Origin of the sequence: Pseudomonas meliae (assembly GCF_001400515.1) — a bacterium.
In the GTDB taxonomy this organism is placed as follows: domain Bacteria; phylum Pseudomonadota; class Gammaproteobacteria; order Pseudomonadales; family Pseudomonadaceae; genus Aquipseudomonas; species Aquipseudomonas amygdali.
This window is the reverse complement of the sequence record NZ_LJQT01000476.1, coordinates 156-25,106: the sequence shown is the minus strand read 5'-3', so window position 1 is coordinate 25,106 and position 24,951 is coordinate 156. Positions and strand designations below refer to the sequence as shown.

The 24,951-nt window shown below is 61.9% G+C and carries 14 protein-coding genes and 1 pseudogene; 6 read left to right on the top strand and 9 right to left on the bottom strand.

The window, feature by feature from the left end; translation table 11 throughout:
* Positions 1–100 precede the first annotated feature (100 nt).
* Positions 101–625 carry an SgcJ/EcaC family oxidoreductase gene (locus tag ALO64_RS22220; protein ID WP_002552912.1) on the top strand — a complete coding sequence of 175 codons (525 nt, stop codon included), beginning with the start codon at positions 101–103 and terminating at the stop codon, positions 623–625.
* Between the two features lie 71 nt (positions 626–696).
* Here ALO64_RS22220 and ALO64_RS22215 read toward each other — a convergent pair whose 3' ends face one another.
* Positions 697–1,233: an RNA polymerase factor sigma-70 gene (locus ALO64_RS22215; RefSeq protein WP_044344402.1), complete on the bottom strand. Its 537-nt coding sequence runs from the start codon at positions 1,231–1,233 to the stop codon at positions 697–699.
* A gap of 316 nt (positions 1,234–1,549) precedes the next feature.
* Here ALO64_RS22215 and ALO64_RS22210 point away from each other — a divergent pair, with 316 nt between their 5' ends.
* From ALO64_RS22210 to ALO64_RS22195, 4 genes and pseudogenes are all read left to right on the top strand, one after another.
* A complete protein-coding gene (locus ALO64_RS22210; protein WP_044344401.1) occupies positions 1,550–2,308 on the top strand; it encodes a thioesterase II family protein in 759 nt (252 codons plus the stop codon).
* Positions 2,309–2,404: 96 nt separating this feature from the next.
* Positions 2,405–15,351: pseudogene (locus tag ALO64_RS22205) on the top strand (non-ribosomal peptide synthetase).
* Between the two features lie 163 nt (positions 15,352–15,514).
* Positions 15,515–16,927: an aspartate aminotransferase family protein gene (locus tag ALO64_RS22200; RefSeq protein WP_044344405.1), complete on the top strand. Its 1,413-nt coding sequence runs from the start codon at positions 15,515–15,517 to the stop codon at positions 16,925–16,927.
* 81 nt (positions 16,928–17,008) lie between these two features.
* A complete protein-coding gene (locus tag ALO64_RS22195) occupies positions 17,009–17,227 on the top strand; it encodes an MbtH family protein (protein WP_044344400.1) in 219 nt (72 codons plus the stop codon).
* Between the two features lie 153 nt (positions 17,228–17,380).
* Here the strand turns inward: ALO64_RS22195 and ALO64_RS22190 are convergent, their stop codons facing one another.
* From ALO64_RS22190 to ALO64_RS22155, 8 genes are read right to left on the bottom strand one after another with little or no spacing between them, the layout of a single operon-like run.
* The gene (locus ALO64_RS22190) at positions 17,381–18,298 is read right to left on the bottom strand and encodes a metal ABC transporter substrate-binding protein (protein WP_044344399.1); all 918 of its coding nucleotides are present in this window, start codon (positions 18,296–18,298) and stop codon (positions 17,381–17,383) included.
* On the bottom strand, positions 18,299–19,198 hold the full coding sequence (locus tag ALO64_RS22185; RefSeq protein ID WP_044344398.1) for a metal ABC transporter permease: 900 nt from the start codon (positions 19,196–19,198) through the stop codon (positions 18,299–18,301).
* Positions 19,198–19,962, bottom strand: coding sequence for a metal ABC transporter ATP-binding protein (locus ALO64_RS22180; protein ID WP_044344397.1), 765 nt, complete (start codon positions 19,960–19,962; stop codon positions 19,198–19,200). Before ALO64_RS22180 ends, ALO64_RS22185 begins: the two co-directional genes overlap by 1 nt.
* Positions 19,959–20,891, bottom strand: coding sequence for a metal ABC transporter substrate-binding protein (locus ALO64_RS22175; protein ID WP_044344396.1), 933 nt, complete (start codon positions 20,889–20,891; stop codon positions 19,959–19,961). Before ALO64_RS22175 ends, ALO64_RS22180 begins: the two co-directional genes overlap by 4 nt.
* A 35-nt stretch (positions 20,892–20,926) precedes the next feature.
* Positions 20,927–21,493, bottom strand: a complete 567-nt coding sequence (locus tag ALO64_RS22170) for a DUF6162 family protein (protein ID WP_044344395.1) — start codon at positions 21,491–21,493, stop codon at positions 20,927–20,929.
* Positions 21,490–21,822 carry a hypothetical protein gene (locus ALO64_RS22165; RefSeq protein WP_004664615.1) on the bottom strand — a complete coding sequence of 111 codons (333 nt, stop codon included), beginning with the start codon at positions 21,820–21,822 and terminating at the stop codon, positions 21,490–21,492. The genes ALO64_RS22170 and ALO64_RS22165 overlap by 4 nt, the downstream gene beginning before the upstream one ends.
* Positions 21,819–22,361, bottom strand: coding sequence for a hypothetical protein (locus ALO64_RS22160; protein WP_004660192.1), 543 nt, complete (start codon positions 22,359–22,361; stop codon positions 21,819–21,821). The genes ALO64_RS22165 and ALO64_RS22160 overlap by 4 nt, the downstream gene beginning before the upstream one ends.
* Entirely contained in the window at positions 22,358–23,584 is a 1,227-nt protein-coding gene (locus ALO64_RS22155) for a PepSY-associated TM helix domain-containing protein (protein WP_002552924.1), read from the bottom strand. Before ALO64_RS22155 ends, ALO64_RS22160 begins: the two co-directional genes overlap by 4 nt.
* Before the next feature lie 292 nt (positions 23,585–23,876).
* Here ALO64_RS22155 and ALO64_RS22150 point away from each other — a divergent pair, with 292 nt between their 5' ends.
* Positions 23,877–24,854 carry a TauD/TfdA family dioxygenase gene (locus ALO64_RS22150; RefSeq protein WP_005746825.1) on the top strand — a complete coding sequence of 326 codons (978 nt, stop codon included), beginning with the start codon at positions 23,877–23,879 and terminating at the stop codon, positions 24,852–24,854.
* The last annotated feature ends 97 nt before the right edge of the window (positions 24,855–24,951 follow it).

Sequence of the window (24,951 nt, the reverse complement as noted above, 5' to 3'; positions counted from 1 at the left end):
CATACACAGTTAACCCCGGTTGGCCGATGGCGCGCAGTGGCGGGGAGGGCAAAGTGGCACTCACTGAATCCCTGAACAGATACCCCGTAGGAGAGTAGCGATGAAAACTAAATTGACCGCCCTGGCCCTGTTGCTGGCTGTGAGTGCACCGATGGTTCAGGCTGCTGCCGAGCCGTCCGGCTACACCTACCGCATGGTGGCCGAGACGCCAAGCAATGTGAATGACAAGGAAATCGCCGGTCTGTTTGACCGTTGGAACAAGGCCCTGCAGACCGGTAACTCGAAGACAGTCGCCTCGTTGTATGCGCAGGACGCAGTCTTGCAGCCTACGGTCTCCAACAAGGTGCGTGCTACTCCGGCAGAGATCACCGACTACTTCGATCACTTCCTGGCGCTTAAACCGGTTGGCGAGATCAACTACCGTGAGATTCGTCGTCTGGGGCCTGATGCCGCTGCGGACAACGGTGTCTACACCTTCACTCTGACGGCTGCAGACGGCAAGAAAACCAAGGTACAGGCGCGTTATTCGTTCCTTTACCACCGCATCGGCAACGAGTGGAAGATTCTCAACCACCACTCTTCGGCCATGCCGGAAGTACAGCCTGAATATCAGGTCAGCCGCTGATCGACTGTCTATTCAAGGCAGAAACAAAAAATCCGGAGCCAGTGCTCCGNTTTTTTTGTCTTTCTGAATTATCACGCTTCAGCGTTGGCACCGTTGACCTTGCGGCAATGAACAAGCGCATCGCGGATCATGAAGTTGACCAGCGTCGGCGACACACCCAGTTCCTTGGCGATGTCCTTTTGTGGCACGCCGTGCAGACGGTACATCTCGAACGCGTAGCGGGTGCGGGGCGGCAGTTCGGTCAGGGCATCGGCAATTTTCTCCAGGCTGGAGAAGTTGATGTGCGAGGTTTCCGGCGATGCACCCTGAATGACCACATTCAGCCCCTCGGCCTCGGGGCCGGTGTATTTCTGTTCCAGCGCCTGTTTGCGGTAATGATCGATGGCCAGATTGCGCACGATCTGAAACAGGTAACTGAGCTGGGCCTTGAAAGTCAGCGTGGCTTGAGGTGCCGAGCGCAGTCTGAAAAAGGCGTCCTGCGCTACGTCCTCGGCCCGGGACCGGCAACCCACGATGCGCGCCGCGATTTTGACCAGCAGCAAGTAGTTGTCGACGAATACCTGGAGTAATGGTGAGTCGCACTTACTTGTGATTACGTGTTCCGTCATGGAATTCACCTTGCTGCTTGAACAATTGAGGGGGAGGGCCGCAGGAGGGGCAGCGCCGTCACATGGGGCAACAAATTAGACTTGATGATAATTATTGTCAAATGCGAAAGCCAATCAGCGCACTTTAACAGTGCGGCCTCGTCAGGCGCGCTCTCGCGACGCGCATCTCCACTAATTATTTGCAGACGCCATCCGTTCTCATTGGTGACAGGCCCGACCACGGTTGCGGCCAGGGAATACCTCAGGAGAACCCCATGCGCTTCGATCACGCGCAACGCCGCTTTCACATCCGCGCCAACAGACGGACGGTTCAGATATGAGTACGTCCGTGAGCCTGACGCTGTTCTGCCTGCCTTTTTCCGGCGCCAGCGCGATGTTCTACAGCCCCTGGCGGCGCAAATTGCCGGAGTGGCTGAACGTACGGTCTCTGGAGCTTCCCGGCCGCGGTATGCGTATGGACGAGGCGTTGCAGACCGATATCGTGCAAATGGCCAACCGTCTGGCCGACGAAATCAGCGCCGAGCTGGACAAGCCCTATGCGTTGTTTGGCCACAGTCTGGGCGGGCTGCTGGCCTTTGAGCTGGCGCACGCCTTGCGCGAGCGCGGTCTGCCCGCACCGCTGGCGCTGTTCGCATCAGCGACTGCCGGTCCGGTGCGCCGCGATGTCAGCGAATACGTCGCCGCCAAGACCGATGCGCAACTGATCGACCGGCTGCGCACGCTCAAGGGCACCAGCGAAAACGTCATCGCCAATCAGGAGCTCATGCAGTTGATGCTGCCGATCCTGCGCGCCGATTTTCTGCTCTGCGGCAGCTTTGTGTATGGCGTGCGCGAGCCACTCAGCGTGCCGATCCATGTATTTGGCGGCAAGCAGGACAGCATCAGCGTCGAGGAACTGCTCGACTGGCAGGAAGAGACCCGCACCGGATTCTCTTTGGACATGTTCGAGGGCCATCACTTTTATCTGGTCGACGAGCAAACACAGCTGCTCCGTCTGCTGCGGCGCTATTGCGAACAGCACCTGGCCCGCTGGCGCAACAGCACCTCACGGCAAATGAACCGGGCCGCCGGTTGACCCTGTTTGCCTTGCGCGCGGCCTCTCTGCAGGGCGCGTGTCTTTTTTTGAAATTCAGATCTTATCTGGCACGCCGAATCTAGCAGGAACTCCATCATGGATGCGTTTGAACTCCCCGACACTCTGGCCCAGGCTCTTCAGCGTCGCGCCTTGCACATGCCGGATCGGCTGGCGCTGCGTTTCCTCACCGACGAGAAAGACCAGGGGCTGGTGTTGACCTACCGTGACCTGGACCTGCGCGCGCGGACCATCGCTGCTGCGCTGCAACGTCAAGCCGTGCCGGGTGATCGGGCAATTCTGCTGTTTCACAGTGGGCCGGACTATGTCGCTGCGTTTTTCGGCTGCCTGTACGCCGGGGTCATTGCGGTGCCTGCTTACCCGCCGGAATCCAATCGTCGTCATCATCAGGAACGGCTGCTGTCGATCATCGCCGATGCCGAGCCACGGCTGGTACTGACCGGTTCCGACCTGCAGCCCGCCTTGCTGCAGATGGATGAGCTGGCTGCTGCCGATGCCCCGCAACTGCTCTGCGTCGATACGCTGAACAGTGCGTCTGCCGACAATTGGCAGGGGCCACAATTGCAGGCCGACGACATCGCGTTCCTGCAATACACCTCGGGCTCGACCGCCTTGCCCAAGGGCGTGCAGGTCAGCCATGGCAACCTGGTTGCCAACGAACTGTTGATTCGTCATGGCTTTGGCATCGACGTCAATCCGGACGACGTGATCGTCAGCTGGCTGCCGCTGTACCACGACATGGGCCTGATCGGCGGCTTGTTGCAGCCGGTTTTCAGTGGCGTTCCGTGCATCCTTATGGCCCCCGCTTACTTCCTCACGCGGCCATTGCGCTGGCTGGAAGCTATCAGCGAATACGGCGGCACCATCAGCGGCGGGCCCGACTTTGCCTACCAGCTGTGCAGCGCGCGGGTCAGTGATTCGGCGCTGGAGCGGCTCGACCTGAGTCGCTGGCGCGTGGCGTATTCCGGCTCCGAGCCTATCCGTGAAGACAGCCTGAATGCGTTTGCCGATAAGTTCGCCAGTTGCGGCTTCACGCCGGACAGCTTCATGGCCTCCTACGGGCTGGCCGAAGCCACGCTGTACGTGGCGGGTGGCAAGCGCGGCAAGGGTATTCCTTCGCTGCGTTTGAATGCGCAGGCGCTGGCGCGCAATGTGGCAGAGTTGGGCGACGGTCAGCCGGTCATGAGTTGCGGCACCGGCCAGCCGGGGCATGGCGTATTGATTGCCGACCCCGCCACCCTGCAAGTGCTGGACGAAAACCGTATTGGCGAAGTGTGGGTCAGCGGGCCGAGCATCGCCCACGGTTACTGGCGCAACCCTGAAGCCACCGCCAAGGCGTTCGTCAAGCATGACGGCCAGACCTGGCTGCGCACCGGCGATCTGGGCTTTCAGCGGCATGGCGAGTTGTACATCACCGGTCGTTTGAAAGACATGCTGATCGTCCGTGGCCACAACCTGTACCCGCAGGACATCGAGAAAGTCGTCGAGCGCGAGGTCGATGTAGTACGCAAAGGCCGTATTGCGGCCTTCGCAGTCAATCAGGACGGTAGCGAAGGCATTGGGATCGCTGCCGAAGTGAGCCGCAGCGTGCAGAAAATGCTGTCCACCGAGGCGCTGATAAAGATCATTCGCCAGGCCGTTGCCGAGGCGTTTCAAGAAGCGCCGAGCGTTGTGGTGTTGCTCAATCCGGGCGCTCTGCCCAAAACCTCCAGCGGCAAGTTGCAGCGCTCGGCCTGCCGCACGCGTCTGGCCGATGGCAGCCTGGACAGCTACGCGGTGTTTCCCGCGAACGATACGACGCTTCAAAACCGGACTCCGGGCACAAGATCGGACCTGCAAGCGCAGATCGCCAGCGTCTGGTGCGAGCATTTGCAATGTGAGCAGGTCAGCGCCGACGATCATTTCTTTCTGCTGGGCGGCAACTCCATCGTCGCCACCCAGGTCGTGGCAAGGTTGCGTGAAACGCTAGGCATCGACCTGAACCTGCGCCTGCTGTTCGAAGCGCCGACGCTGGCCGCCTTTGCTGCGCAGATCGAAGCGCTTCAAATCGCCGCATCGCAAGGCGACAGCCAGACGCAGAACGCTATCGTCCGCCTGCCGGGCAACGAGCATCTGCCGCAATCGCTGGCACAGAACCGCCTGTGGTTCCTCTGGCAACTCGACCCGCAAAGCAGCGCCTACAACATTCCCGGTGGCCTGTACCTGCGTGGCGAACTGGACACCACGGCATTGCGTACCAGCTTCCAGCGCCTGATCGAGCGCCATGAATCGCTGCGTACGCGCTTCTACGAGCATGACGGTGTCGCCCTGCAGCGCATCGACGCGCCCGGTGAGTTCCATTTCGATACCGTGGATATCAGCGATCTGCCGAGCGAAGAACGCCAGACCCGTGCGCTGGCGATCCGTGAGGAGCAGGCGCGCCTGCCGTTCGATCTGCAAAACGGTCCGCTGCTGCGCGTTACGTTGCTGCAACTCGACGAAGACGAGCATCAGTTGCTGGTCACGCTGCACCACATCATTGCCGATGGCTGGTCGCTGAATGTGCTGATCGACGAATTCTCGCGCCTCTACGCGTCGGCAGTTCAGGGGCAGCCACTGGAACTGGCACCTCTGCCACTGCGTTACGCCGACTATGGCCAATGGCAGCGCGAATGGCTGGAAAACGGCGAGGCCGAGCGCCAGCTCGACTACTGGAAGCAGCAACTGGGCGATGAGCAGCCGACCCTGGAGTTGAGCACTGATCGTCCACGCTCGGCACGTCAGCAGCACAGTGCTTCGCGTTACAGCCTGCGCCTGAGTGCCGAGCTGAGCGCCGCCGTAAGCAACACCGCGCAAGCCTGGCAATCGACGTCGTTCATGCTCTTGCTGGCGGGCTTCCAGGCCTTGTTGCATCGCTACAGCGGGCAGACCGACATTCGCATCGGCGTGCCCGGTGCCAACCGTCCTCGTCATGAAACCCAGGGCCTGATCGGCTTCTTCATCAACACCCTGGTGCTGCGTGCGCAACTCGATCCGCGCCTGCCGTTTTCCACACTGCTGGCCCAGACCCGCCAGGCCGCGCTGGACGCTCAGGCGCATCAGGACGTGCCGTTCGAACAACTGGTCGAAGCGTTTCCGCAGGCCCGCGAACACGGGCTGTTTCAAGTCATGTTCAACCACCAGCAACGCGACCTCGGCGCACTGCGTCGTCTGCCGGGGCTGCTCGCCGAAGAACTGCCGTGGCACAGCCGCGAGGCCAAGTTCGACCTGCAACTGCACAGCGAGGAAGACCGTAACGGTCGCCTCAATCTGTCCTTCGACTACGCCGACGAGCTGTTCGAGCGCGACACCATCGTGCGTCTGGCGCGGCACTACGTTCAGTTGCTGACCCAGGTCAGTCAGCAGGCGCAGGTCGCGCTGGGCGACGTGCAATTACTTGGCGCTGACGAGCTGGCCGAACAGGCGCAGTGGAGCGCTGCCGCCTGCACGCCTGCACACGTCTGGCTGCCTGAAATGCTGGAGCGTCAGGCGCTGCAAACCCCGGAACGCATCGCGCTGGTGTGGGAGGGCGGCAGCCTCGATTTCGCCAGCCTGCATGCCCAGGCCAACCGTCTGGCGCATTACCTGCGCGACAAGGGCGTCGGCCCGGACGTCAAGGTGGCAATCGCCGCCGAGCGTTCGCCGCAACTGTTGATCGGTCTGTTGGCAATACTCAAGGCCGGGGGCGCCTACGTGCCGCTCGACCCGGATTACCCGATTGAACGACTGGCGTACATGCTGCAAGACAGCGGCGTCGAGCTGCTGTTGACCCAGAGCCATCTGCTCGGCGACCTGCCGAGCGCAGACGGGGTCTGCACGGTTGCGATGGACATGCTGCACCTGGACAACTGGCCAGTCAGCGCGCCGGGCCTGCACCTGCACGGCGACAACCTGGCCTACGTGATTTACACCTCCGGCTCCACCGGTCAGCCCAAAGGCGTCGGCAACACCCACGCGGCACTGGCCGAGCGCCTGCAATGGATGCAGGACACTTATGGGCTGGATGAAAGCGACGTGCTGATGCAGAAGGCACCGATCAGCTTTGACGTGTCGGTCTGGGAATGCTTCTGGCCGCTGATTACCGGTTGCCGCCTGCTACTGGCAGGCCCCGGCGAACACCGCGACCCGCATCGCATCGCGCAACTGGTCAACGAGCACGGTGTGACCACGCTGCACTTTGTGCCGCCCCTGTTGCAGCTGTTTGTCGACGAGCCGCTGGCGCAGCAATGCACCAGCTTGCGTCGCCTGTTCTCTGGCGGCGAAGCGTTGCCGAGCGAACTGCGCAACCGGGTGCTGGAGCATCTGCCGGGCGTACAACTGCACAACCGTTACGGGCCAACCGAAACTGCGATCAACGTAACCCATTGGCAATGTCAGGTTAGCGACGGCCTGCGTTCGCCGATTGGCCGTCCGCTGGGTAACGTGCTGTGCCGGGTGCTGGACAGCGAGCTCAACCCGCTGCCGCGCGGGGTTGCCGGGGAACTGTGCATCGGTGGCATCGGCTTGGCGCGTGGCTACCTGAATCGTCCGTGCCTGACCGCCGAGCGCTTTATCGCCGATCCGCTGGGCCAGCCGGGTGAGCGCTTGTACCGCACCGGCGACCTGGTGCGCTGGGCCGCTGACGGTGCGCTGGAATACCTTGGGCGTCTGGATCAGCAGGTCAAACTGCGTGGCTTCCGCGTCGAACCGCAGGAAATCGAAGCCCGTCTGCTGGCCCAGCCGGGCGTCGGTCATGCTGCCGTGCTGGTGCGCGAAACCGTTGCGGGCCCGCAACTGATCGGTTATTACACGGTCGAAATCGGGCAGGACGTTCAGGCCGAGCGCATCAAATCGGCGCTGGCTCTGGAACTTCCGGATTACATGGTCCCGGCGCAGCTGGTGCGCCTCGACAGCATGCCGCTGAGCCCGAGTGGCAAGCTGGATCGACGCGCCTTGCCCGAGCCGCAATGGCAGACTCGCGAGCATGTCGAGCCGCAAACCGACCTGCAAAAGCAGATCGCCGCTGTCTGGCGCCAGGTGCTGGGCGTGCCGCGCGTCGGCCTGCGCGACGACTTTTTCGAGCTGGGCGGGCACTCGTTGCTGGCCACGCAGATCATTTCCCGCGTGCGTCAGGCCTGCGATATCGATTTGCCGTTGCGTGCGCTGTTCGAAGCCAGCGAGATGGGCGCCTTCGTCGAACAGGTTCAAACCATTCAGCTGTCCGGCGAACGCAGCAGCCTGCAGCCGATTGCCCGCGTCGACCGCCGTCAGGCGGTGCCGCTGTCCTATTCGCAACAGCGCATGTGGTTCCTCTGGCAGATGGAACCGGACAGCCCGGCGTACAACGTCGGCGGCATGGCTCGACTGAACGGCGTGCTCGATATCGAACGTTTCGAAGCCGCGCTGCAAGCCTTGATCCTGCGCCACGAAACCCTGCGCACCACCTTCCCGAGCGTCAACGGCGTAGCGTGCCAGAAGGTCAGTGAACAGACCGGCCTGCGCGTGCAATGGCAGGATTACTCAGCGCTGCCTGCCGAGCTTCGTCAGCAGCGCCTTCAGGCACTGGCCGACAGCGAGGCGCATCAGCCTTTTGATCTGGAGACCGGTCCGCTGCTGCGTGTCTGTCTGGTCAAGGCGGCTGATTTTGAGCATTACTTCGTTCTGACCCTGCACCACATCGTCACCGAAGGCTGGGCGATGGACATTTTCGCTCGCGAACTGGGCCTGCTCTACGAAGCATTTCTGCAAGGCAAGCCGTCACCGCTGGAACCGCTGGCGGTGCAATATCTGGATTACAGTGTCTGGCAGCGTCAGTGGATGGAGGCGGGCGAGCGCCAGCGCCAGCTGGATTACTGGACCGCGCAGTTGGGTAACGAGCATCCGCTGCTGGAACTGCCCGCTGACCGGCCACGCCCAGCGGTACAAAGCCATCAGGGCGAACTGTACCGTTTCGACCTGAATCCCGAACTGGCCGCCAAAGTCCGCGCGTTCAACGCCCGCAATGGCTTGACCCTGTTCATGACCATGACCGCCACACTGGCTGTGCTGCTCTACCGTTACAGCGGCCAGAATGACCTGCGCATCGGTGCTCCGGTGGCCAACCGCATCCGTCCGGAAAGCGAAGGGCTGATCGGCGCGTTCCTCAACACCCAGGTGCTGCGCGTGCAGCTTGACGGGCAAATGAGCGTTGCGCAGCTGTTCGAACAGGTTCGTCACACCGTCATTGAAGGCCAGTCGCATCAGGACCTGCCGTCCGATCATCTGGTCGAAGCCCTGCAACCGCCACGCAGCGCGGCCTACAACCCGCTGTTCCAGGTGATGTGCAACGTGCAGCGCTGGGAATTCCAGCAAAGTCGCGAGCTGGCGGGCATGACCGTTGACTATCTGGTCAACGATGCGCGTGCCACCAAATTCGACCTCAACCTGGAGGTCACTGAGCTGGATCACCGCTTGGGTTGCTGCCTGACCTACAGCACCGATCTGTTCGACGAGCCGCGCATTGCGCAAATGGCCGGGCACTGGCTGAACCTGCTACAAGCACTGCTCGCCGACCCGCAACAGCGCCTCAGTGAACTGCCGCTGTTGCAGGACGCCGAACGTCAGCAACTGCTCGACAGCCTGGGCGTCGAAGCCGGCGAACAACGGCTTGATCAGTGCATTCACAGCCTGTTCGCCGAGCAGGCCCGGCTGCGCGCAGATGCGCCTGCGTTGACCTTTGCCGGGGAAACCCTGAGCTACGCCGAGCTGGACGCCCGCGCCAACCAACTGGCCGGAATGCTGCGCCAGCGCGGCGTCGGCCCGCAGGTTCGCGTCGGCCTGGCGCTGCCGCGTTCGCTGGATATGGTTGTCGGCCTGCTGGCGATCCTCAAGGCCGGTGGTGCCTACGTGCCACTGGACCCGGAATATCCGTTGGAACGCCTGCACTACATGATCGAAGACAGCGGCGTCGGCCTGCTGTTGAGCGACCGTGCGCTGTTTGCCGCGCTGGGCGAGCTGCCTGCCGGTGTGGCCCGCTGGTGCCTGGAAGACGATCAGCCGCTGCTGGCGTCTTTCTCAACCGATGAACTGCCGTTTATCAGCCTGCCGCAGCATCAGGCGTACCTGATTTACACCTCCGGCTCTACCGGCAAGCCCAAGGGGGTGGTGGTGTCCCACGGTGAAATCGCCATGCATTGTCAGGCGGTGATTCGTCGCTTCGACATGCAGCCCGATGACTGCGAACTGCATTTCTATTCGATCAACTTCGATGCCGCCACTGAGCGCCTGCTGGTGCCACTGCTCAGCGGTGCGCGCGTGGTATTGCGCGCCCAAGGCCAGTGGGACGCCGAAGAAATCTGCACGCTGATTCGCCAGCAGCAGGTCAATATTCTCGGCTTCACCCCCAGCTATGGCAGCCAGTTGGCGCAGTGGCTGGCCACTCAAGGCCAGACCTTGCCGGTGCGCATGTACATCACCGGCGGTGAAGCGCTGACCGGTGAACACTTGCAGCGTATTCGCGCAGTCTTCCAGCCGGAACTGTTGTTCAACGCCTATGGCCCGACCGAAACCGTGGTCATGCCGTTGGCCAGCCTGGCCCCGCAGCAATTGGAAGAGGGCGAAGCCAGCGTACCGATCGGTCGTGTGGTCGGGGCGCGGGTTGCCTATATTCTTGACGCCGATCTGGCCCTGGTGCCACAGGGCGCGAGCGGCGAACTGTATATCGGCGGTGCCGGTCTGGCGCAGGGCTACCATCAGCGCCCCGGCATGAGCGCCGAGCGCTTCGTGGCCGACCCGTTTGCCAGCAACGGCGGGCGTCTGTATCGAACCGGCGACCTGGTGCGCCAGCGCGCCGATGGGCTGGTGGAATATCTGGGGCGTATCGACCATCAGGTGAAGATTCGTGGCTTCCGTATCGAACTGGGGGAAATCGAAACCCGTTTGCTGGAACACGAGGCCATCCGCGAAGCCGTGGTGCTGGCGCTGGACACGTCGTCGGGCAAGCAACTGGCGGGTTATCTGGTCAGTGATGTGGCCGGGCAGGGCGACGAGCAGCAGGCGCAATTGCGTGAGTCGCTCAAGTCGCACCTCAAGGCGCAATTGCCGGATTACATGGTGCCAACCCACCTGATTCTGCTCGACAGCATGCCGCTGACCGCCAACGGCAAGCTCGACCGACGCGCATTGCCTGCACCGGACCCGGAACTCAATCGTCAGCATTACGTAGCCCCGGCCAGTGAACTGGAGCAACAGCTGGCAGCGATCTGGTGTGCGGTGCTGAACGTGGAGAAAGTCGGCCTCAACGACAACTTCTTCGAACTGGGCGGCGATTCGATCCTGTCGATTCAGGTGGTCAGCCGGGCGCGTCAGGTGGGTATTCATTTCAGCCCGCGTGATCTGTTCCAGCACCAGACCGTGCAGACCCTGGCCGCCGTGGCGACCGCCAGCGAACTGATTCAGGCTGAACAGGGCCTACTGCAAGGCGCATCCGCGCTGACGCCGATCCAGCACTGGTTCTTCGACACGCCGATTCCCGAGCGTCAGCACTGGAACCAGTCGCTGGTGCTGGAGCCGCTCACTGCACTCGACCCGCGTCTGCTGGAGCAGGCATTGCGTGCACTGCTCGAACAGCATGACGCCCTGCGCCTGAGCTTCACCGGGCAAAACGGCAAATGGCAGGCTGAACACCGTGCAGTGACGGCAGAAACCCTGTTGATACAGGCGCAGGTCGCCGACATGGCCGAATGTGCCGCGCTGTACGCCGACACCCAGCGCAGCCTCGACCTGCAAAACGGCCCGCTGTTGCGCGCCTTGCTGGTCGATGGTCCGCAGGGTCAGCAACGTCTGCTGATGGTCATTCACCACCTGGTGGTCGATGGCGTTTCGTGGCGGGTGCTGCTCGACGATTTGCAAACTGCCTATCGACAGTTGAGCGAAGCAACGCCAGTGCGCTTTGCCGCCAAGACCAGTGCGTTCCGTGATTGGGCCGCACGTTTGCAGGCCTACGCGGGTAACGAATCGTTACGTGAAGAGCTGCACGTATGGCAGCGTCAGCTTGGCGGTCCTGTGGCGCAGTTGCCGTGCCACAACCCGCAGGGCGGGCAGCAGAATCGTCATGCGCAAACCGTCAGCGTGCGGCTGGATGCTGAACGTACCCGACAACTGCTGCAACAGGCACCCAGCGCATACCGCACTCAGGTCAACGACCTGTTGCTGACGGCGTTGGCGCAAGTGGTCTGCCGCTGGAGCGGGCAACCATCGACGCTGGTCCAGCTGGAAGGGCACGGCCGCGAAACCCTGTTTGACGACATCGACCTGACCCGCACGGTCGGCTGGTTCACCAGCGCTTATCCGCTGCGCCTCACGCCAGCAGTGGCTGGCGATGCAGCGCCGGGGGAGTCGATCAAGGCGATCAAGGAGCAGCTGCGTCAGGTGCCGCACAAAGGCCTGGGCTATGGCGTGCTGCGCTATCTGGCCGACAGTGCCAGCAAAGCCGCCATGCAGGCGCTGCCGGTGGCACCGATCACCTTCAACTACCTCGGTCAGTTCGACCAGAGCTTCGCCAGCGATGCGTTGTTCCGTCCGCTGGAAGAGTCAGCGGGCGCGGCCCACGATCCGCATGCGCCGCTGCCCAACGAGCTGAGCATCGACAGCCAGGTGTATGGCGGCGAACTGCTGCTGCGCTGGACTTTCAGTGCCGAGCGTTATCAACCCGCCGCCATCGAAGCGCTGGCGCAGGATTACCTGGCCCGGTTGCAGGCGCTGATTGCCCATTGCCTGAGCGATGGCAGCGGTGGCCTGACGCCTTCGGACTTCCCGCTGGCCGATCTGGATCAGGCGCAACTCGACGCACTGCCGGTCGCTGCGACGCACATCGAGGACGTCTACCCGCTGACACCAATGCAGGAGGGCATGCTGCTGCACACCCTGCTGGAACCGGGCACCGGCCTGTATTACATGCAGGACCGTTATCGCATCAACAGCGCGCTCGATCCAGAGCGTTTCGCCCAGGCCTGGCAGGCGGTGATCGCCCGTCATGAAGCGCTGCGTGCGTCGTTCTGCTGGGACATTGGCGAAACCATGCTGCAGGTCATCCACAAGCCGGGTAGCACGCCGATTGATTATCTGGACTGGCGTGATGTGCCGCAGGACCAGCAGGAGCCGCGTTTGCAGGCCTTGCTTAAGTCCGAGCGCGAGGCCGGTTTCAATCTGCTCGATCAGCCGCCGTTCCACCTGCGCCTGATTCGCGTCGATGAAGCGCGCTACTGGTTCATGATGAGCAACCACCACATCCTCATCGATGCCTGGTGTCGTTCGCTGCTGATGAATGACTTCTTCGATATCTACACTGCGCTGGGCGAAGGTCGTGAAGCACAACTGACGCCTGCACCGCGTTATCGCGACTACATCGGCTGGCTGCAACGCCGTGGCCTGACGCAGGCGCGTGACTGGTGGCAAGACAACCTGCGCGGCTTCGAACGACCGACGCCGATCCCCAGCGACCGGCCGTTCCTGCGTGAACATGCGGGCGACAGCGGCGGCATGGTCGTGGGCGATTGCTACACCCGCCTCGATGAGCGCGACGGCGCACGACTGCGCGAGCTGGCGCAGCAGCATCAACTGACCGTCAACACCTTCGCCCAGGCAGCGTGGGCATTGACCCTGCGGCGTATGAGCGGTGATCGCGACGTGGTGTTCGGCGTCACGGTGGCCGGTCGTCCGGTGGAACTGCCGCAAATGCAGCGCACCGTTGGGCTGTTCATCAACACCATCGCGCTGCGCGTCGGCATGCCCGGCGACGATCAGCGTTGCAGCGTGCGCCAGTGGCTGAGCCAGTTGCTGGACAGCAACATGCAACTGCGCGAGTACGAATACCTGCCGCTGGTGACCATTCAGGAAAACAGCGAACTGCCCAAAGGCCAGCCGCTGTTCGACAGCCTGTTCGTGTTCGAGAACGCGCCGGTGGAAGTTTCGGTGCTCGACCGTGCGCAAAGCCTCAACGCCACGTCGGATTCCGGTCGCACCCACACCAACTATCCGCTGACGGCCGTCTGCTATCCGGGCGATGATCTGGGCCTGCATCTGTCTTACGACCAGCGTTATTTCGATGAGTCCACCGTGCAGAACATGCTCGGCGAGTTCAAGCGTCTGCTGCTGGCACTGATCGAGGGCTTCCACGGCGACATGAGCGAACTGGCACTGGTCAGCGAGCAGGAGCGCACGTTCCTGATCGAGGGCTGCAACCAGAGCGAGCACGCGTACCCGCTGGATAAAAGCTACGTCGAACTGTTCGAAGCGCAGGTCGAAGCACATCCGCAGCGCATTGCGGTCAGTTGCCTGGATCGCCAGCTCAGCTATGCCGAGCTGAATACCGCCAGCAACCGTCTGGGCCATGCCCTGATCGAGGCCGGTGTCAGTTTCGATCAGCCGGTTGCCTTGCTCGCCGAGCGTGGCGTTGAACTGCCGGGCATGATCATCGGCAGCTTCAAGGCTGGTGGCGGTTACCTGCCGCTGGACCCGGCGCTGCCCGATTCGCGACTGAGCGGCATCATCGGCCAGAGCGGCACGCCGCTGCTGGTGTGCAGCGCGCAATGTCTGGAACAGGGCAGGGCGCTACTTGAAGCGCTGCCCGAGTCCGCTCGTCCGCAGTTGCTGGTCTGGGAAACTGTGCAGCAGCGCGAATCAGCGCAGCACAACCCCGGCCGCTACAGCGCACCGGACAACCTCGCTTACGTGATCTTCACCTCCGGCTCCACCGGGCTGCCGAAGGGCGTAATGGTCGAGCAGCGCGGCATGCTCAATAACCAGTTGAGCAAGGTGCCGTACCTGAGCCTGAGCGAAAGAGATGTCATCGCCCAGACCGCTTCGCAGAGTTTCGACATCTCGGTCTGGCAGTTCCTCGCTGCGCCGCTGTTTGGCGCGCGGGTGGACATTGTGCCGAACGACATCGCCCGCGACCCGCAGGCCTTGTTGGCGCATGTGCAGGCCCAGCGCATCAGCGTGCTGGAAAGCGTGCCGTCGCTGATAACCGGCCTGCTCGCCGAGCAACAGGCAACGCTCGACAGCCTGCGCTGGATGCTGCCGACCGGCGAAGCCATGCCGCCCGAGCTGGCCAGCCAGTGGCTGCAACGCTACCCGCAGATCGGTCTGGTGAATGCCTACGGCCCGGCTGAGTGTTCCGACGACGTGGCGTTCTTCCGCGTTGATGCAGCGTCCACACGCAGCGCTTATCTGCCGATCGGTTCGCCGACCGACAACAACCGCCTGTACCTGCTCGACGAAGCGCTGGACCTCGTGCCGCTGGGCGCAGCGTGCCGGTGTTCGTGCCGCATCCGTTCGGTGCACCGGGCGAGCGTCTATACCGCACCGGTGACCTGGCGCGGCGGCGCAAGGACGGCGTGCTGGAATACGTCGGCCGGGTCGACCATCAGGTGAAGATTCGCGGTTATCGCATCGAGCTGGGCGAAATCGAAACCCGCTTGCTGGAGCATTCGGCGATCCGCGAGACGGTGGTGCTGGACGTCGACGGTCCGCTGGGCAAAGTGCTGGCGGCCTATCTGGTGTCAAGCGCTGCCACGCAGGATCCCGATGCGCTACGAGACGAGCTGAAAAACCACCTCAAAGCCAGCCTGCCGGACTACATGGTGCCTGCGCATCTGGTGATTCTGGAGGCCATGCCACTGACGCCGAACGGCAAGCTTGACCGCAAGGCCTTGCCTGCGCCGGACGTCAGTCAGGCGCAGCAGGAATACCTCGCGCCGCAGACCGAGATGGAGCAGCAACTGGCGACCATCTGGGCCGATGTGCTCAAGGTCGAGCGGGTGGGCATTACCGACAACTTCTTCGAGTTGGGAGGGCACTCGCTGCTCGCTACCCAGGTCGTCACCCGTGCGCAGAAGCTGTTGCAGCGCAACGTGCCATTGCGGGCGATGTTCGAATTCAACACCGTTCAGGCGTTGGCCGAGCATCTGCAAAGCCTTGGCGGAGCGCAGGTTGACGAGCAGAAATTCGACCGTCTGGCGGACTTGATGGCGGAACTGGAAGGGCTCTGATCGGCCTCTCGTCGGCGCGCTGGCGTTGCGGATAAAAAACTCGTTACCGGGTGTAAATCCGCAGCTCGCTGGCGCGTTTTCAAGGGAAGGAATAAACGCCTGAACCCGCATGGCCAACCGTCATGCATCAGGTCATTCAACCAGCGTATTGAGGGTTGCACAGATGTCAGTTGCTACCAGGCTTATCGATGATCAGTTGACACGGGTTGCCCCGGCAGCGGCTGAAACGCTCTATCAATTCGAAGAGTCGCCATTGCTGGCCCGGCAAAATCGCCAGGAATCCAATGCGCGCAGTTACCCGCGGCGCATCCCGCTGGCGCTCAAGCGAGCCAAGGGCATTCACGTCGAGGACGTCGAAGGGCGGCGCTTCATCGATTGCCTGGCAGGTGCGGGCACGCTGGCATTGGGGCATAACCATCCTGTGATCATCGAAGCGATTCAGCAGGTGATCAGCGATGAGTTGCCGCTGCACACCCTGGACCTGACCACGCCAGTCAAAGACCAGTTCGTTCAGGACCTTTTCGGTCTGTTGCCCCCAGCGCTGGCCGATGACGCGAAGATTCAGTTCTGTGGCCCGACCGGCACCGATGCGGTGGAAGCCGCGTTGAAACTGGTACGCACTGCCACGGGACGCAGTACGGTACTGTCGTTTCAGGGCGGTTATCACGGCATGAGCCAGGGCGCGTTGAGCCTGATGGGCAGCCTGGGGCCGAAAAAGCCGCTCGGCGCGTTGCTCGGCACTGGCGTGCAGTTTCTGCCGTACCCCTATGATTACCGCTGCCCGTTCGGGCTTGGCGGCGAACAGGGCGTGCGTGCCAACCTGCATTATCTGGAGAACCTGCTCAACGACCCGGAAGCCGGTGTGCAGTTGCCTGCAGCGGTCATTCTTGAAGTGGTGCAGGGCGAGGGCGGAGTCATTCCTGCTGACCTTGACTGGTTGCGCGGCGTACGGCGTATTACTGAAAAGGCCGGTGTGGCGCTGATTGTCGATGAAATCCAGAGCGGTTTTGCCCGCACCGGCAAGATGTTCGCCTTCGAACACGCCGGGATCATCCCGGACGTCGTGGTCATGTCCAAAGCGATCGGCGGCAGCCTGCCGCTGGCGGTGGTGGTTTATCGGTCATGGCTCGACACCTGGCTGCCGGGCGCCCACGCCGGAACTTTCCGTGGCAACCAGATGGCGATGGCTACCGGTTCGGCGGTAATGCGCTATCTTCAGGAACACAATATTTGCGAGCACGCGACGGCGATGGGCGCGCGTCTGTCCAGGCACTTGCATGCCTTGCAGCGTGACTTCCCGCAACTGGGCGATATTCGCGGGCGCGGGCTGATGCTGGGTGTCGAGCTGGTCGATCCGGCCGGTGTGCGCGATGCGCAGGGTCATCCGCCGGTATTTGCCCGTCTGGCCCCGCTGGTCCAGCGCGAATGCCTCAAGCGCGGGCTGATTCTGGAACTGGGTGGTCGACACGGCAGCGTGGTGCGCTTCCTGCCACCGCTGGTGATCACCGCCGAGCAGGTCGACGAAGTGGCCGAAATCTTTGGTCGCGCACTCAACGCCGCTGTCGCACAGCTTTAATTTTTCGACGTAGCGATACGTTCAATCCCTATAGCTGCCATGAATTGGCACAGCAGCACTGAACCAACACGGAGAGCAGCAATGACTTCAGTATTCGATCGGGAAGACATCGTCTTTCAAGTTGTGGTCAACCACGAAGAACAGTATTCGATCTGGCCCGACTACAAAGCCATCCCCAACGGCTGGCGCACCGTTGGCAAAAGCGGCTTCAAGAAAGAGTGCCTGGCCTACATCGATGAAGTCTGGACCGACATGCGCCCCCTGAGCCTGCGCCAGAAAATGGAAGCCCAGACGGCCTGATTGAGTGTTATACACAAGTCCTGTGGGAGCGAGCTTGCTCGCGAAGAGGCCTGTACAGCCTTGACTATCGTGCGACGCTCCGCAACTGACTATCGTGCGACGCAGAGCGTCGCGACCTGCATTCCCCACGCTGGAGCGTGAGCAACGATAAGCTCACCCCTTGCCAGCCAGCACCTCGATAACCCCCTGAATATCCCCCTGCAACTCCGCCAGCGGATCAGCGCCATCAATCCCCAGCACCAGCAACGTGCTGCCTGCCGCTTCAATTGCAGACTTCACCGGTTCTGGCGGCTGACGATGATCAAGCACCAGCGCCACGTCGTTATCCTTGAGGGTAGCGCTCAGTTTGCTCAATGCCTCGGGCGTCCACTGTTCGTCGGTCAGCACCTGGCTGTCGATCAGCTCCAGATTCAGCCCGCTGATCAGGTAGCCGAAGCGGTCTGACAAACTCGCCACACTTAAATTGTCGGCACCGGCCAGTGCCGCTTCGCTGCTGGCACTCAGCTTGAGCAGTTGCTGCTTGAACGCCGCCAGATTGGACTCGATCTTCGGCTTTGCGCTCGGCGCCAGGCGCACAAGGTCCGCCGCCAGCACATCGGCCATGCGCCCCATGTTGTTGCTCGCCAGCCACGGCTGACTGTTTAGCCCGTCAGTGCCCTGGCCCGGCTGCACGGCAATCCCCGGTAAACCACCGTCCACCGGGCGGGCTGCATCAATTTCGACGATGCGAATATTACTGCGGCGTGCGTTCGGGTAAAGCGGGTCATCGGCCCAGATCGAACGCAAGCCGATTACCGCGTCGGCGTTGTTCGCCAAGCCGCGCAATGCGTCGGCACCGCGCCCTGTAAAGTAAGCAGTCTGGCGCGAGCCGGGCAGGTTGGCCGCGGCAGCGCGTTCCAGCATGACACCGCTGTCCTTGAGCAGAATTTCTCCCAGCCCGTAGGTAATCGGCAGGCTGGCCAGCACCCGTACCGGTTGAGCGCTGTCGGCTTTGGCATCGGCGGCATACAGGCTGTTGCTGAACAGGCCGGTCATGGCCAGCGCCATGGTCAATGTACGTAAAGTAGGCATTTATCCAATATTCCCTTTCAGGGCGGGCAGCGTGCCGCGGGCGATGGCGGCCAGGGCAAAGGCAACGCCAGCCACCAGAATGATCGCCGCGCAGGACGGCACAGGCAGGTCGAAGACGATAGGCAGCAGAATGCCGCACAAGGTGCTGACGGTTTCGATGGCCACTGAAATCCAGAAAAAGCCTTTCAGCGACTGGCTCAACAGGCGTGCCGCCGCCGCTGGAATCACCAGCAACGCACCGACCAGAATCGCGCCGATGACTTTCACGGCGGCAACGGTGATCAGTGTGACCAGAATCACGAACAGGTAATCCAGCGCCTTCACTGCCACGCCGCGCACCGCAGCCAGTTGCGGATTGAAGCTGGCCAGCATGATGCGGTTGTACAACGGCAGGCTCAGGCCCATGACCAGCGAACCAACGATCAGCAACACCAGCAGGTCATTGCCGTTGACAGTCAGTACCGAGCCGAACAGCACGTTTTCCAGAATGTGCACGTTGATCTTGCCGGCCAGCACCAGCAGCAGGCTTGCGCCGAGCGCCAGGGACACCGAGAGGAACACGCCAATCAGTGTGTCCGGTGCCAGTCCGGTGCGGTTGCGCAGGTAGTTGAGGACGATACCGAACAGCAGGCAATAGCCGAACAGCGCGCCATAAGGCCCGGTGTACGGCTCGCCGAGCAGAATGCCGATGGCCACGCCGGTCAGTGCCGCATGGCCCACCGCTTCGGAGAAGAACGCAAAGCGCTTGACCACTACCAGCGTGCCCAGACCGCCCAGCACCGGGCCGATCAACAGGCCCGCAAGCAGGGCGTTGACCACAAAGCCATAGGCCAGCGCTTCGGGCAGATAGCCGGATGAGGCGAGGCCCTGAATGAACAGACGAAACGTTTCGTAATCCATCACGCGACGCTCCCGTTAACAGCATCGGCAGTGCGCGGATGAGCAGAAAACAACGTCAGCAGGCGTTCCGGAGTCAGTGCCGTGGCGGCAGGCTCGTCGAACAATACGCGGCGATTGAGCCCGGTCACCTGATCCGCCAGACGCCGCACCGCATCCAGATCGTGCTCGATCCACAGCACGGTGATACCGCTTCGGTGCCAGTCACCGAGCAGGGGCTCGAAGACTTGAATCCCTGCTTCATCCAGAGCCGACATCGGCTCATCCAGCACCAGCAATTGCGGCGCAGGAATCAGCCCCTGCGCCAGCAGCACACGCTGCCGCTCACCACCGGACAACGCGCCCATGCGCCGCTTGCGCTTGTCCTGCATGCCGACCCGTTCCAGCGCATCGCCGATTGCTGCCGCGTAGTGTTTCGACAAGCCCATAAACGCCGGGCGTCGTTGGCACATGGCAGCCATGAAATCGTCGACGGTCATCGGCAGGCCGCGATCGAACTCCAGCGCCTGCGGCACATAGCCAATCAGGCCCGGCGCGGCAGGCCATTGCAGGCTCAATTGGCCTTGATGCGGTGTCTGCCCGAGCAGGGTCTTGATCAGCGAGCTTTTGCCGCCGCCGTTCGGCCCGACCAGCGCGTGTACGCTGCCAGCGCGCACGTTGAAATGCACGCGGTCGAGAATCGTTGTGCGGCCCAGGGTCAGGCTCACCTGGTTGAACTCGATGCTTGGCCCCTGGCTGACGATGTCGAGGTTCTGCGCGACAGTCATGTGCCCGAATCCTGAATGGCCCGCACCACGGTGTCGAGGTTGCCGGCCATTTCCTTCTCGTACTTGTCGGTGGTGTATTCGCCATAGGAAATGTGTGACAGCGGGTACAGCTTGACCCCGGATTCACGCTGGATGGTGTCGACGTAAGTGGACGGGAAATCCATCTCCGAGAAGATCACCTTCACGTCCAGTTCGCGCAGTTGGTCGATGGTCTTTTTCAACTGGCTCGGGCTGGGCTCGATGCCATTTGCCGGTTCCACCACTGCTGTCACTTCCAGGCCGAATTCACGCAGCAGGTAGTCGTAGGCGGCGTGTACCGTGGCCACGCGCAGGTCGGCGTTGGGGGCCTTGGTCAGTTTGGCGAGGGCGTCGGCGCGCATCTGCCGCAGTCGCTTGCCATAGGCGCGGGCGTTGGCGGTGTAGGTTTTGGCGTTGTCCGGGTCCAGCTTGCCCAGCTCGCGGGCGATGTTGTTGACCTGGGCGATGGACGCGCTGATCGACAGAAAGGTGTGCGGGTTGACCACCTTGCCTGCGCCGCGTGCTGCAACCCCGGTGGCAGCCAGCAACGGCACGTCGGCGTTGGCTTCGATGGTCTTGATGTTCGGCGTTTCGCTGGCGGCGATCATGCGGTCGGCGAAATCGTCGTGGCCGACGCCATTGAGCACGATCACGTCCAGCGAACCGATGCGCTTGATATCCTCGGCGCGCGGTTCGTAGGCATGCGGGTTGAAACCGGCCGGGATCAGCGGCACGACGTCGGCCTTGTCACCGACAATATTGCTCACGTAGCTGTAATACGGGTGCAGCGTGATGCCGATGCGCAGGCGCTTGGCTAGGTCGGCGGCGTAGCTGGACGGTGCCAGCAGGGCGGCAAACAACCCTGCCAACAGGACGCGCAGCAAGGGACGGCGTTTGAATGAAATAGGCATGGGCAAGCGGTCTTCTTTCAAAGGAATGCGAAGTTTCAGTGTGGGTGCTGACGGGTTACACCAGCATCGAATTGCGCGACGACCTGTTTCCAGCCCGCGTCGACCAGGGCTTTGTCGCCGAGGTCGCTGACAGGTGCGATCGAGGCGCTGCGGTTGATCCAGATGTCAGGCTGGTTGTCCGAATCGATGCGCATCAGAAACGAGCCGGCCACGTTCGGCGTCTGGCTCAGGCCCAGATAGGACTGCTCGACCATTTGCCACATGTGACCGCCACGGCTCACCGAACTGGCGTCCTGGGCGAACGGCGCAAAGCCCTCGTCACCCAGTTGTTGCGGGGTAACAGGGGTTTGCTGTTCGGTTGCCAGCAGGCGAATTTCGTCGAGGGTCACGCGCAGGTCGGCGTAGATGCCTTGTTCGGCAGCGGTCAGGTCACGTCGCGCATCAAGTTGATGGCTGGCAAGGCTGTGTGTTTCCTGAGTATCACGGTGCAGGCTGACGACTCCGGCCGCGACACCGAGGATCAGCAGGCACAGCAGCAGGACGTACAGGGTTTCATGCCCGGCGCCGGCCGGGCGGACGATTTGTCGGGTTGGCGCACTCATGGGCTGGGGATGTCCGCCTGATCGATTTCCACCACATGGCCGGGGCCGGCATCGAACAGCACATAGAACTCGGAAGCCGGACGCTTGAAGGTCACGGTCGAATCCTCACCCAGCTTGCCGGGTACCAGAATGGTTTCGTCATAGCCGATCACGTCGAGGGTCACGCCCGGCGCACCACTGCCGTCGGAAAAACCGCCGGTGCAGCGAATCTGCTCGTTGTCGATCTGTTTGCATTCGCACATCGGGTTGTGCGCCAGTGCGTTGCCACTCAAGCCAAGCAGGCACAGGGCACTGGCCGTCAGCCAGCGCAGGGAAGGGCGGGCACTCATGGTTTGGCTCCTTGTTTTTTCAGCCACGCCACGGTGGTGGGCGAAGCCTGTTGCAGCGGAATGGAAGTCTGATGCACGGCGCCGTCCCAGCCTTCCATGGTGATCCACAGGTCTGAGTCGGGGCTGGTGTTTTCGGGAATCTGCATGAACGCACTCATGCGGTAGCCACCGCCAAAGAAAATAACCCCGGCGGTGCGCAGGCTGCGTGGTTTGCCGATGCGCAGGTAAGTGGCCTTGACCCGGTCGATGCAGGCGTTGCACAGCGCGGCATTGAAGCTTTTCATGTAGCCCGACGGGCCGGACAGGCGCGGGGCTTCGTTACGGTCTTCGGCCAGACGCAGGCTCCACGGGCCGACCTGAATCTCGCCGACGTCGCGTTGGCCAAGGCCCTGATCGCCGCGATCCAGCGCGTTGTCGGAGAAGTACTTGGGCATGAAGCCCAGCGGAATCAGCACCAGCAGCACGTTGATGTGGAAACGCCATCTGTGCCAGAAACGACTCAGCGACGATGCAGGTTGTGCAACAGCGGCTTTGCTCACAGGCTGTTCTCCGGGGTGCGGGTCGCCAGTGGCGAGCGGGTGGTGTCCGGAGTCGATGCCGGGGTGAAGGTGGCCGGGCTGGTTCTGGACTCACGCTTGAGGGCATTGAGCGTCGCCAGCGCGGTGCGCTTGCTCCAGATCAGCAACCCGCTGAGCACCATCATGCTCAACAGCAGGCCGAAGAACGCCCAGATCAGCTTGATCCAGATACCGCCGAAGTCGCCGGTGTGCAGCGGGCGCATGGATTCGGTGACGAACTCCAGCTTGTTGCGGTCCGACAACAGGTGTGACGCTGCGATTTCGCCACTGTACGGGTTGATTTCGGCGGTCTGAAACATCAGCGGATACCAGCTGCGCCCGCCAACCTGCATGTTGCTGTAGGCATTGAAGGGCGGAGTGATGAAGCTGGCTTCAAGACCTGGAATTCGCTCCTTGGCGATTTCCACGGCCTTTTCCAGACTGATGGTCGGTGCCGGGCGGCCGTCGGCAGTCAGCGGCACGGCGCTGTGTGGAATGATCGAGGCAACCTGGGATTTGCTCGAGATACTGATCTGGTTATCGCCAAGAATCGCCTGAATCAGAAACCACGTGCCGGTGATGGAAATCACCGCGATGAACCAGATCGACCACACGCCGCTGAGGCGATGCAGGTCGCCCCAGAAAATTCTCGGGCCCTGGCTGAAGCGTACCGGCTTGAAAAAACCGCGCCAGAATTTCTTGTAGACCACCAGCCCGGTCACCAGCGACGCGAGCAGGGGCAGGCCGAGAATCGACACCAGGTACCAGCCCCACGAATAGCCATTGGTGAACGGCACCAGCCACCAACCGTGCAGCGCGCGGGTGAAGCGGCGGAAGTCGAACGACGGCGTGAGGCCCTGAATCACCCCGGTGTAAGGGTTGACGTAAGCCGGCACCGAGCGGCCGTCCGGGTAGGTGACGAACACGCTCAGGGCGAAGTAATCGCCGTCAGGCTGCATGATCGTACCGACGATGAGGTCCGGCTCGTTGCGCTCGATGGTTGCGCGAATCTGCTCGAAGCTCATGCGTTGGGCGTCGTCGGAGGGGCGGTTGTCACGCATCTCCGGGTTGGCCAGCCACATGATTTCCTTGCTGATGACCGCCAGCGTGCCGGTCACACAGACGATCAGCACAAAAAACCAGATGGGCAGGGCAAGCCAGCTGTGGACGAGAAACCAGATTTTTGAACGGGACTTCTTCGACATGGATAAACAATCTCGATTCACGATGTAAAGCAGCCGCAAAGCGACTCCTTCTGTCTGTACGCGCGGGCGATATAAAGCCTCGCATTCAATTAAAGACGAATGAGAATGAGATTCCTGTAGGAATATTTTGCGTTTAAATGAAAAAAATTGTTTCAGAGCTACCGGAATCCCCCGTATGGCACAGGAAAAGGGCTTGGACGGCTAATTTTCTCGTGGCGAAATACGTTCAAGACATTGGTGTTGCGCCAGGCCGCAGGGGCTCGGGCGCTTTTGCCATCAAGGGAGAGACATCATGAGTCATGCGTTGAGTTTGGATATCCGGCCGCTGCTTGCAGGGGCTGGCAGCTTGCCCATGCTGGTACAGGCACCCGAACCCGGTCTGGACTTGATGGAAGCGCTGGGCGAACTCAAGCCACTGGTGGCCGCGCACCTGTACAGCGCGGGCGGCATTCTGTTTCGCGGCTTCGACGTCGGCGGTGCGGAAGCGTTTCGTGAGTTCGCTGCCGGTTTCGGCGATCCGCTGCTCAACTACGAGTTTGGCTCCACGCCGCGCAGTAACGTGACCAAGGGTGTGTATACCTCCACCGAATACCCGGCGCATCAGAGCATCCCGTTGCACAACGAGCAGGCCTACACGCTGGACTGGCCGATGAAGATCTGGTTCTACAGCATGATCGCGGCGCAGACCGGTGGCGAAACGCCGATTGCCGACAGCCGTGAGATCTACCGGCGCATTCCGGCGCGTATTCGTGATCGCTTCATCGAAAAGAAGCTGATGTACGTGCGTAACTACGGCAACGGGCTCGATGTGGAATGGAGTCAGGTATTCAATACCGAAGATGAGTCCGTGGTCGAAGCCTACTGCCGGGCGCACAACATCGAGTGCGAATGGAAAGACGACGGCGAACTGCGCACCCGACAGATCTGCCAGGCCGTGTCCCGTCATCCAGTGACCGGCGATACCGTCTGGTTCAATCAGGCGCACCTGTTCCACATCTCCAACCTGCAACCGGAAGTGCGCGAAACCCTCCTGGATGTCGTGGATGAAGAAGACCTGCCGCGCAATGTTTACTACGGCGACGGCTCACCCCTCGAAGAAAGCCTGCTGGACGAAATTCGTGGCGTGCTCGACGACTGCACCGTCAGCTTCCCATGGCTGGAAAACGACGTACTGATGCTCGACAACATGCTCACCGCCCACTCCCGCGCACCGTTCACCGGCAAACGCAAAGTGGTGGTGGCGATGGCGCAGGGGCATTCGGATAAGTAGTTGTTTATTGATTTCCGTGCCAACGCTCCGCGCCAGCGTTATACCCCGGTCCTGCAGAACTCAAGTAATCGTGCTTTTGTGGGAGCGGACTTGTCCG

Coding starts and splice junctions, on each gene's coding strand:
- ALO64_RS22220 (WP_002552912.1), top strand. CDS start 101: ATGAAAACTAAATTGACCGCCCTGGCCCTGTTGCTGGCTGTGAGTGCA.
- ALO64_RS22215 (WP_044344402.1), bottom strand. CDS start 1,233: ATGACGGAACACGTAATCACAAGTAAGTGCGACTCACCATTACTCCAG.
- ALO64_RS22210 (WP_044344401.1), top strand. CDS start 1,550: ATGAGTACGTCCGTGAGCCTGACGCTGTTCTGCCTGCCTTTTTCCGGC.
- ALO64_RS22200 (WP_044344405.1), top strand. CDS start 15,515: ATGTCAGTTGCTACCAGGCTTATCGATGATCAGTTGACACGGGTTGCC.
- ALO64_RS22195 (WP_044344400.1), top strand. CDS start 17,009: ATGACTTCAGTATTCGATCGGGAAGACATCGTCTTTCAAGTTGTGGTC.
- ALO64_RS22190 (WP_044344399.1), bottom strand. CDS start 18,298: ATGCCTACTTTACGTACATTGACCATGGCGCTGGCCATGACCGGCCTG.
- ALO64_RS22185 (WP_044344398.1), bottom strand. CDS start 19,198: ATGGATTACGAAACGTTTCGTCTGTTCATTCAGGGCCTCGCCTCATCC.
- ALO64_RS22180 (WP_044344397.1), bottom strand. CDS start 19,962: ATGACTGTCGCGCAGAACCTCGACATCGTCAGCCAGGGGCCAAGCATC.
- ALO64_RS22175 (WP_044344396.1), bottom strand. CDS start 20,891: ATGCCTATTTCATTCAAACGCCGTCCCTTGCTGCGCGTCCTGTTGGCA.
- ALO64_RS22170 (WP_044344395.1), bottom strand. CDS start 21,493: ATGAGTGCGCCAACCCGACAAATCGTCCGCCCGGCCGGCGCCGGGCAT.
- ALO64_RS22165 (WP_004664615.1), bottom strand. CDS start 21,822: ATGAGTGCCCGCCCTTCCCTGCGCTGGCTGACGGCCAGTGCCCTGTGC.
- ALO64_RS22155 (WP_002552924.1), bottom strand. CDS start 23,584: ATGTCGAAGAAGTCCCGTTCAAAAATCTGGTTTCTCGTCCACAGCTGG.
- ALO64_RS22150 (WP_005746825.1), top strand. CDS start 23,877: ATGAGTCATGCGTTGAGTTTGGATATCCGGCCGCTGCTTGCAGGGGCT.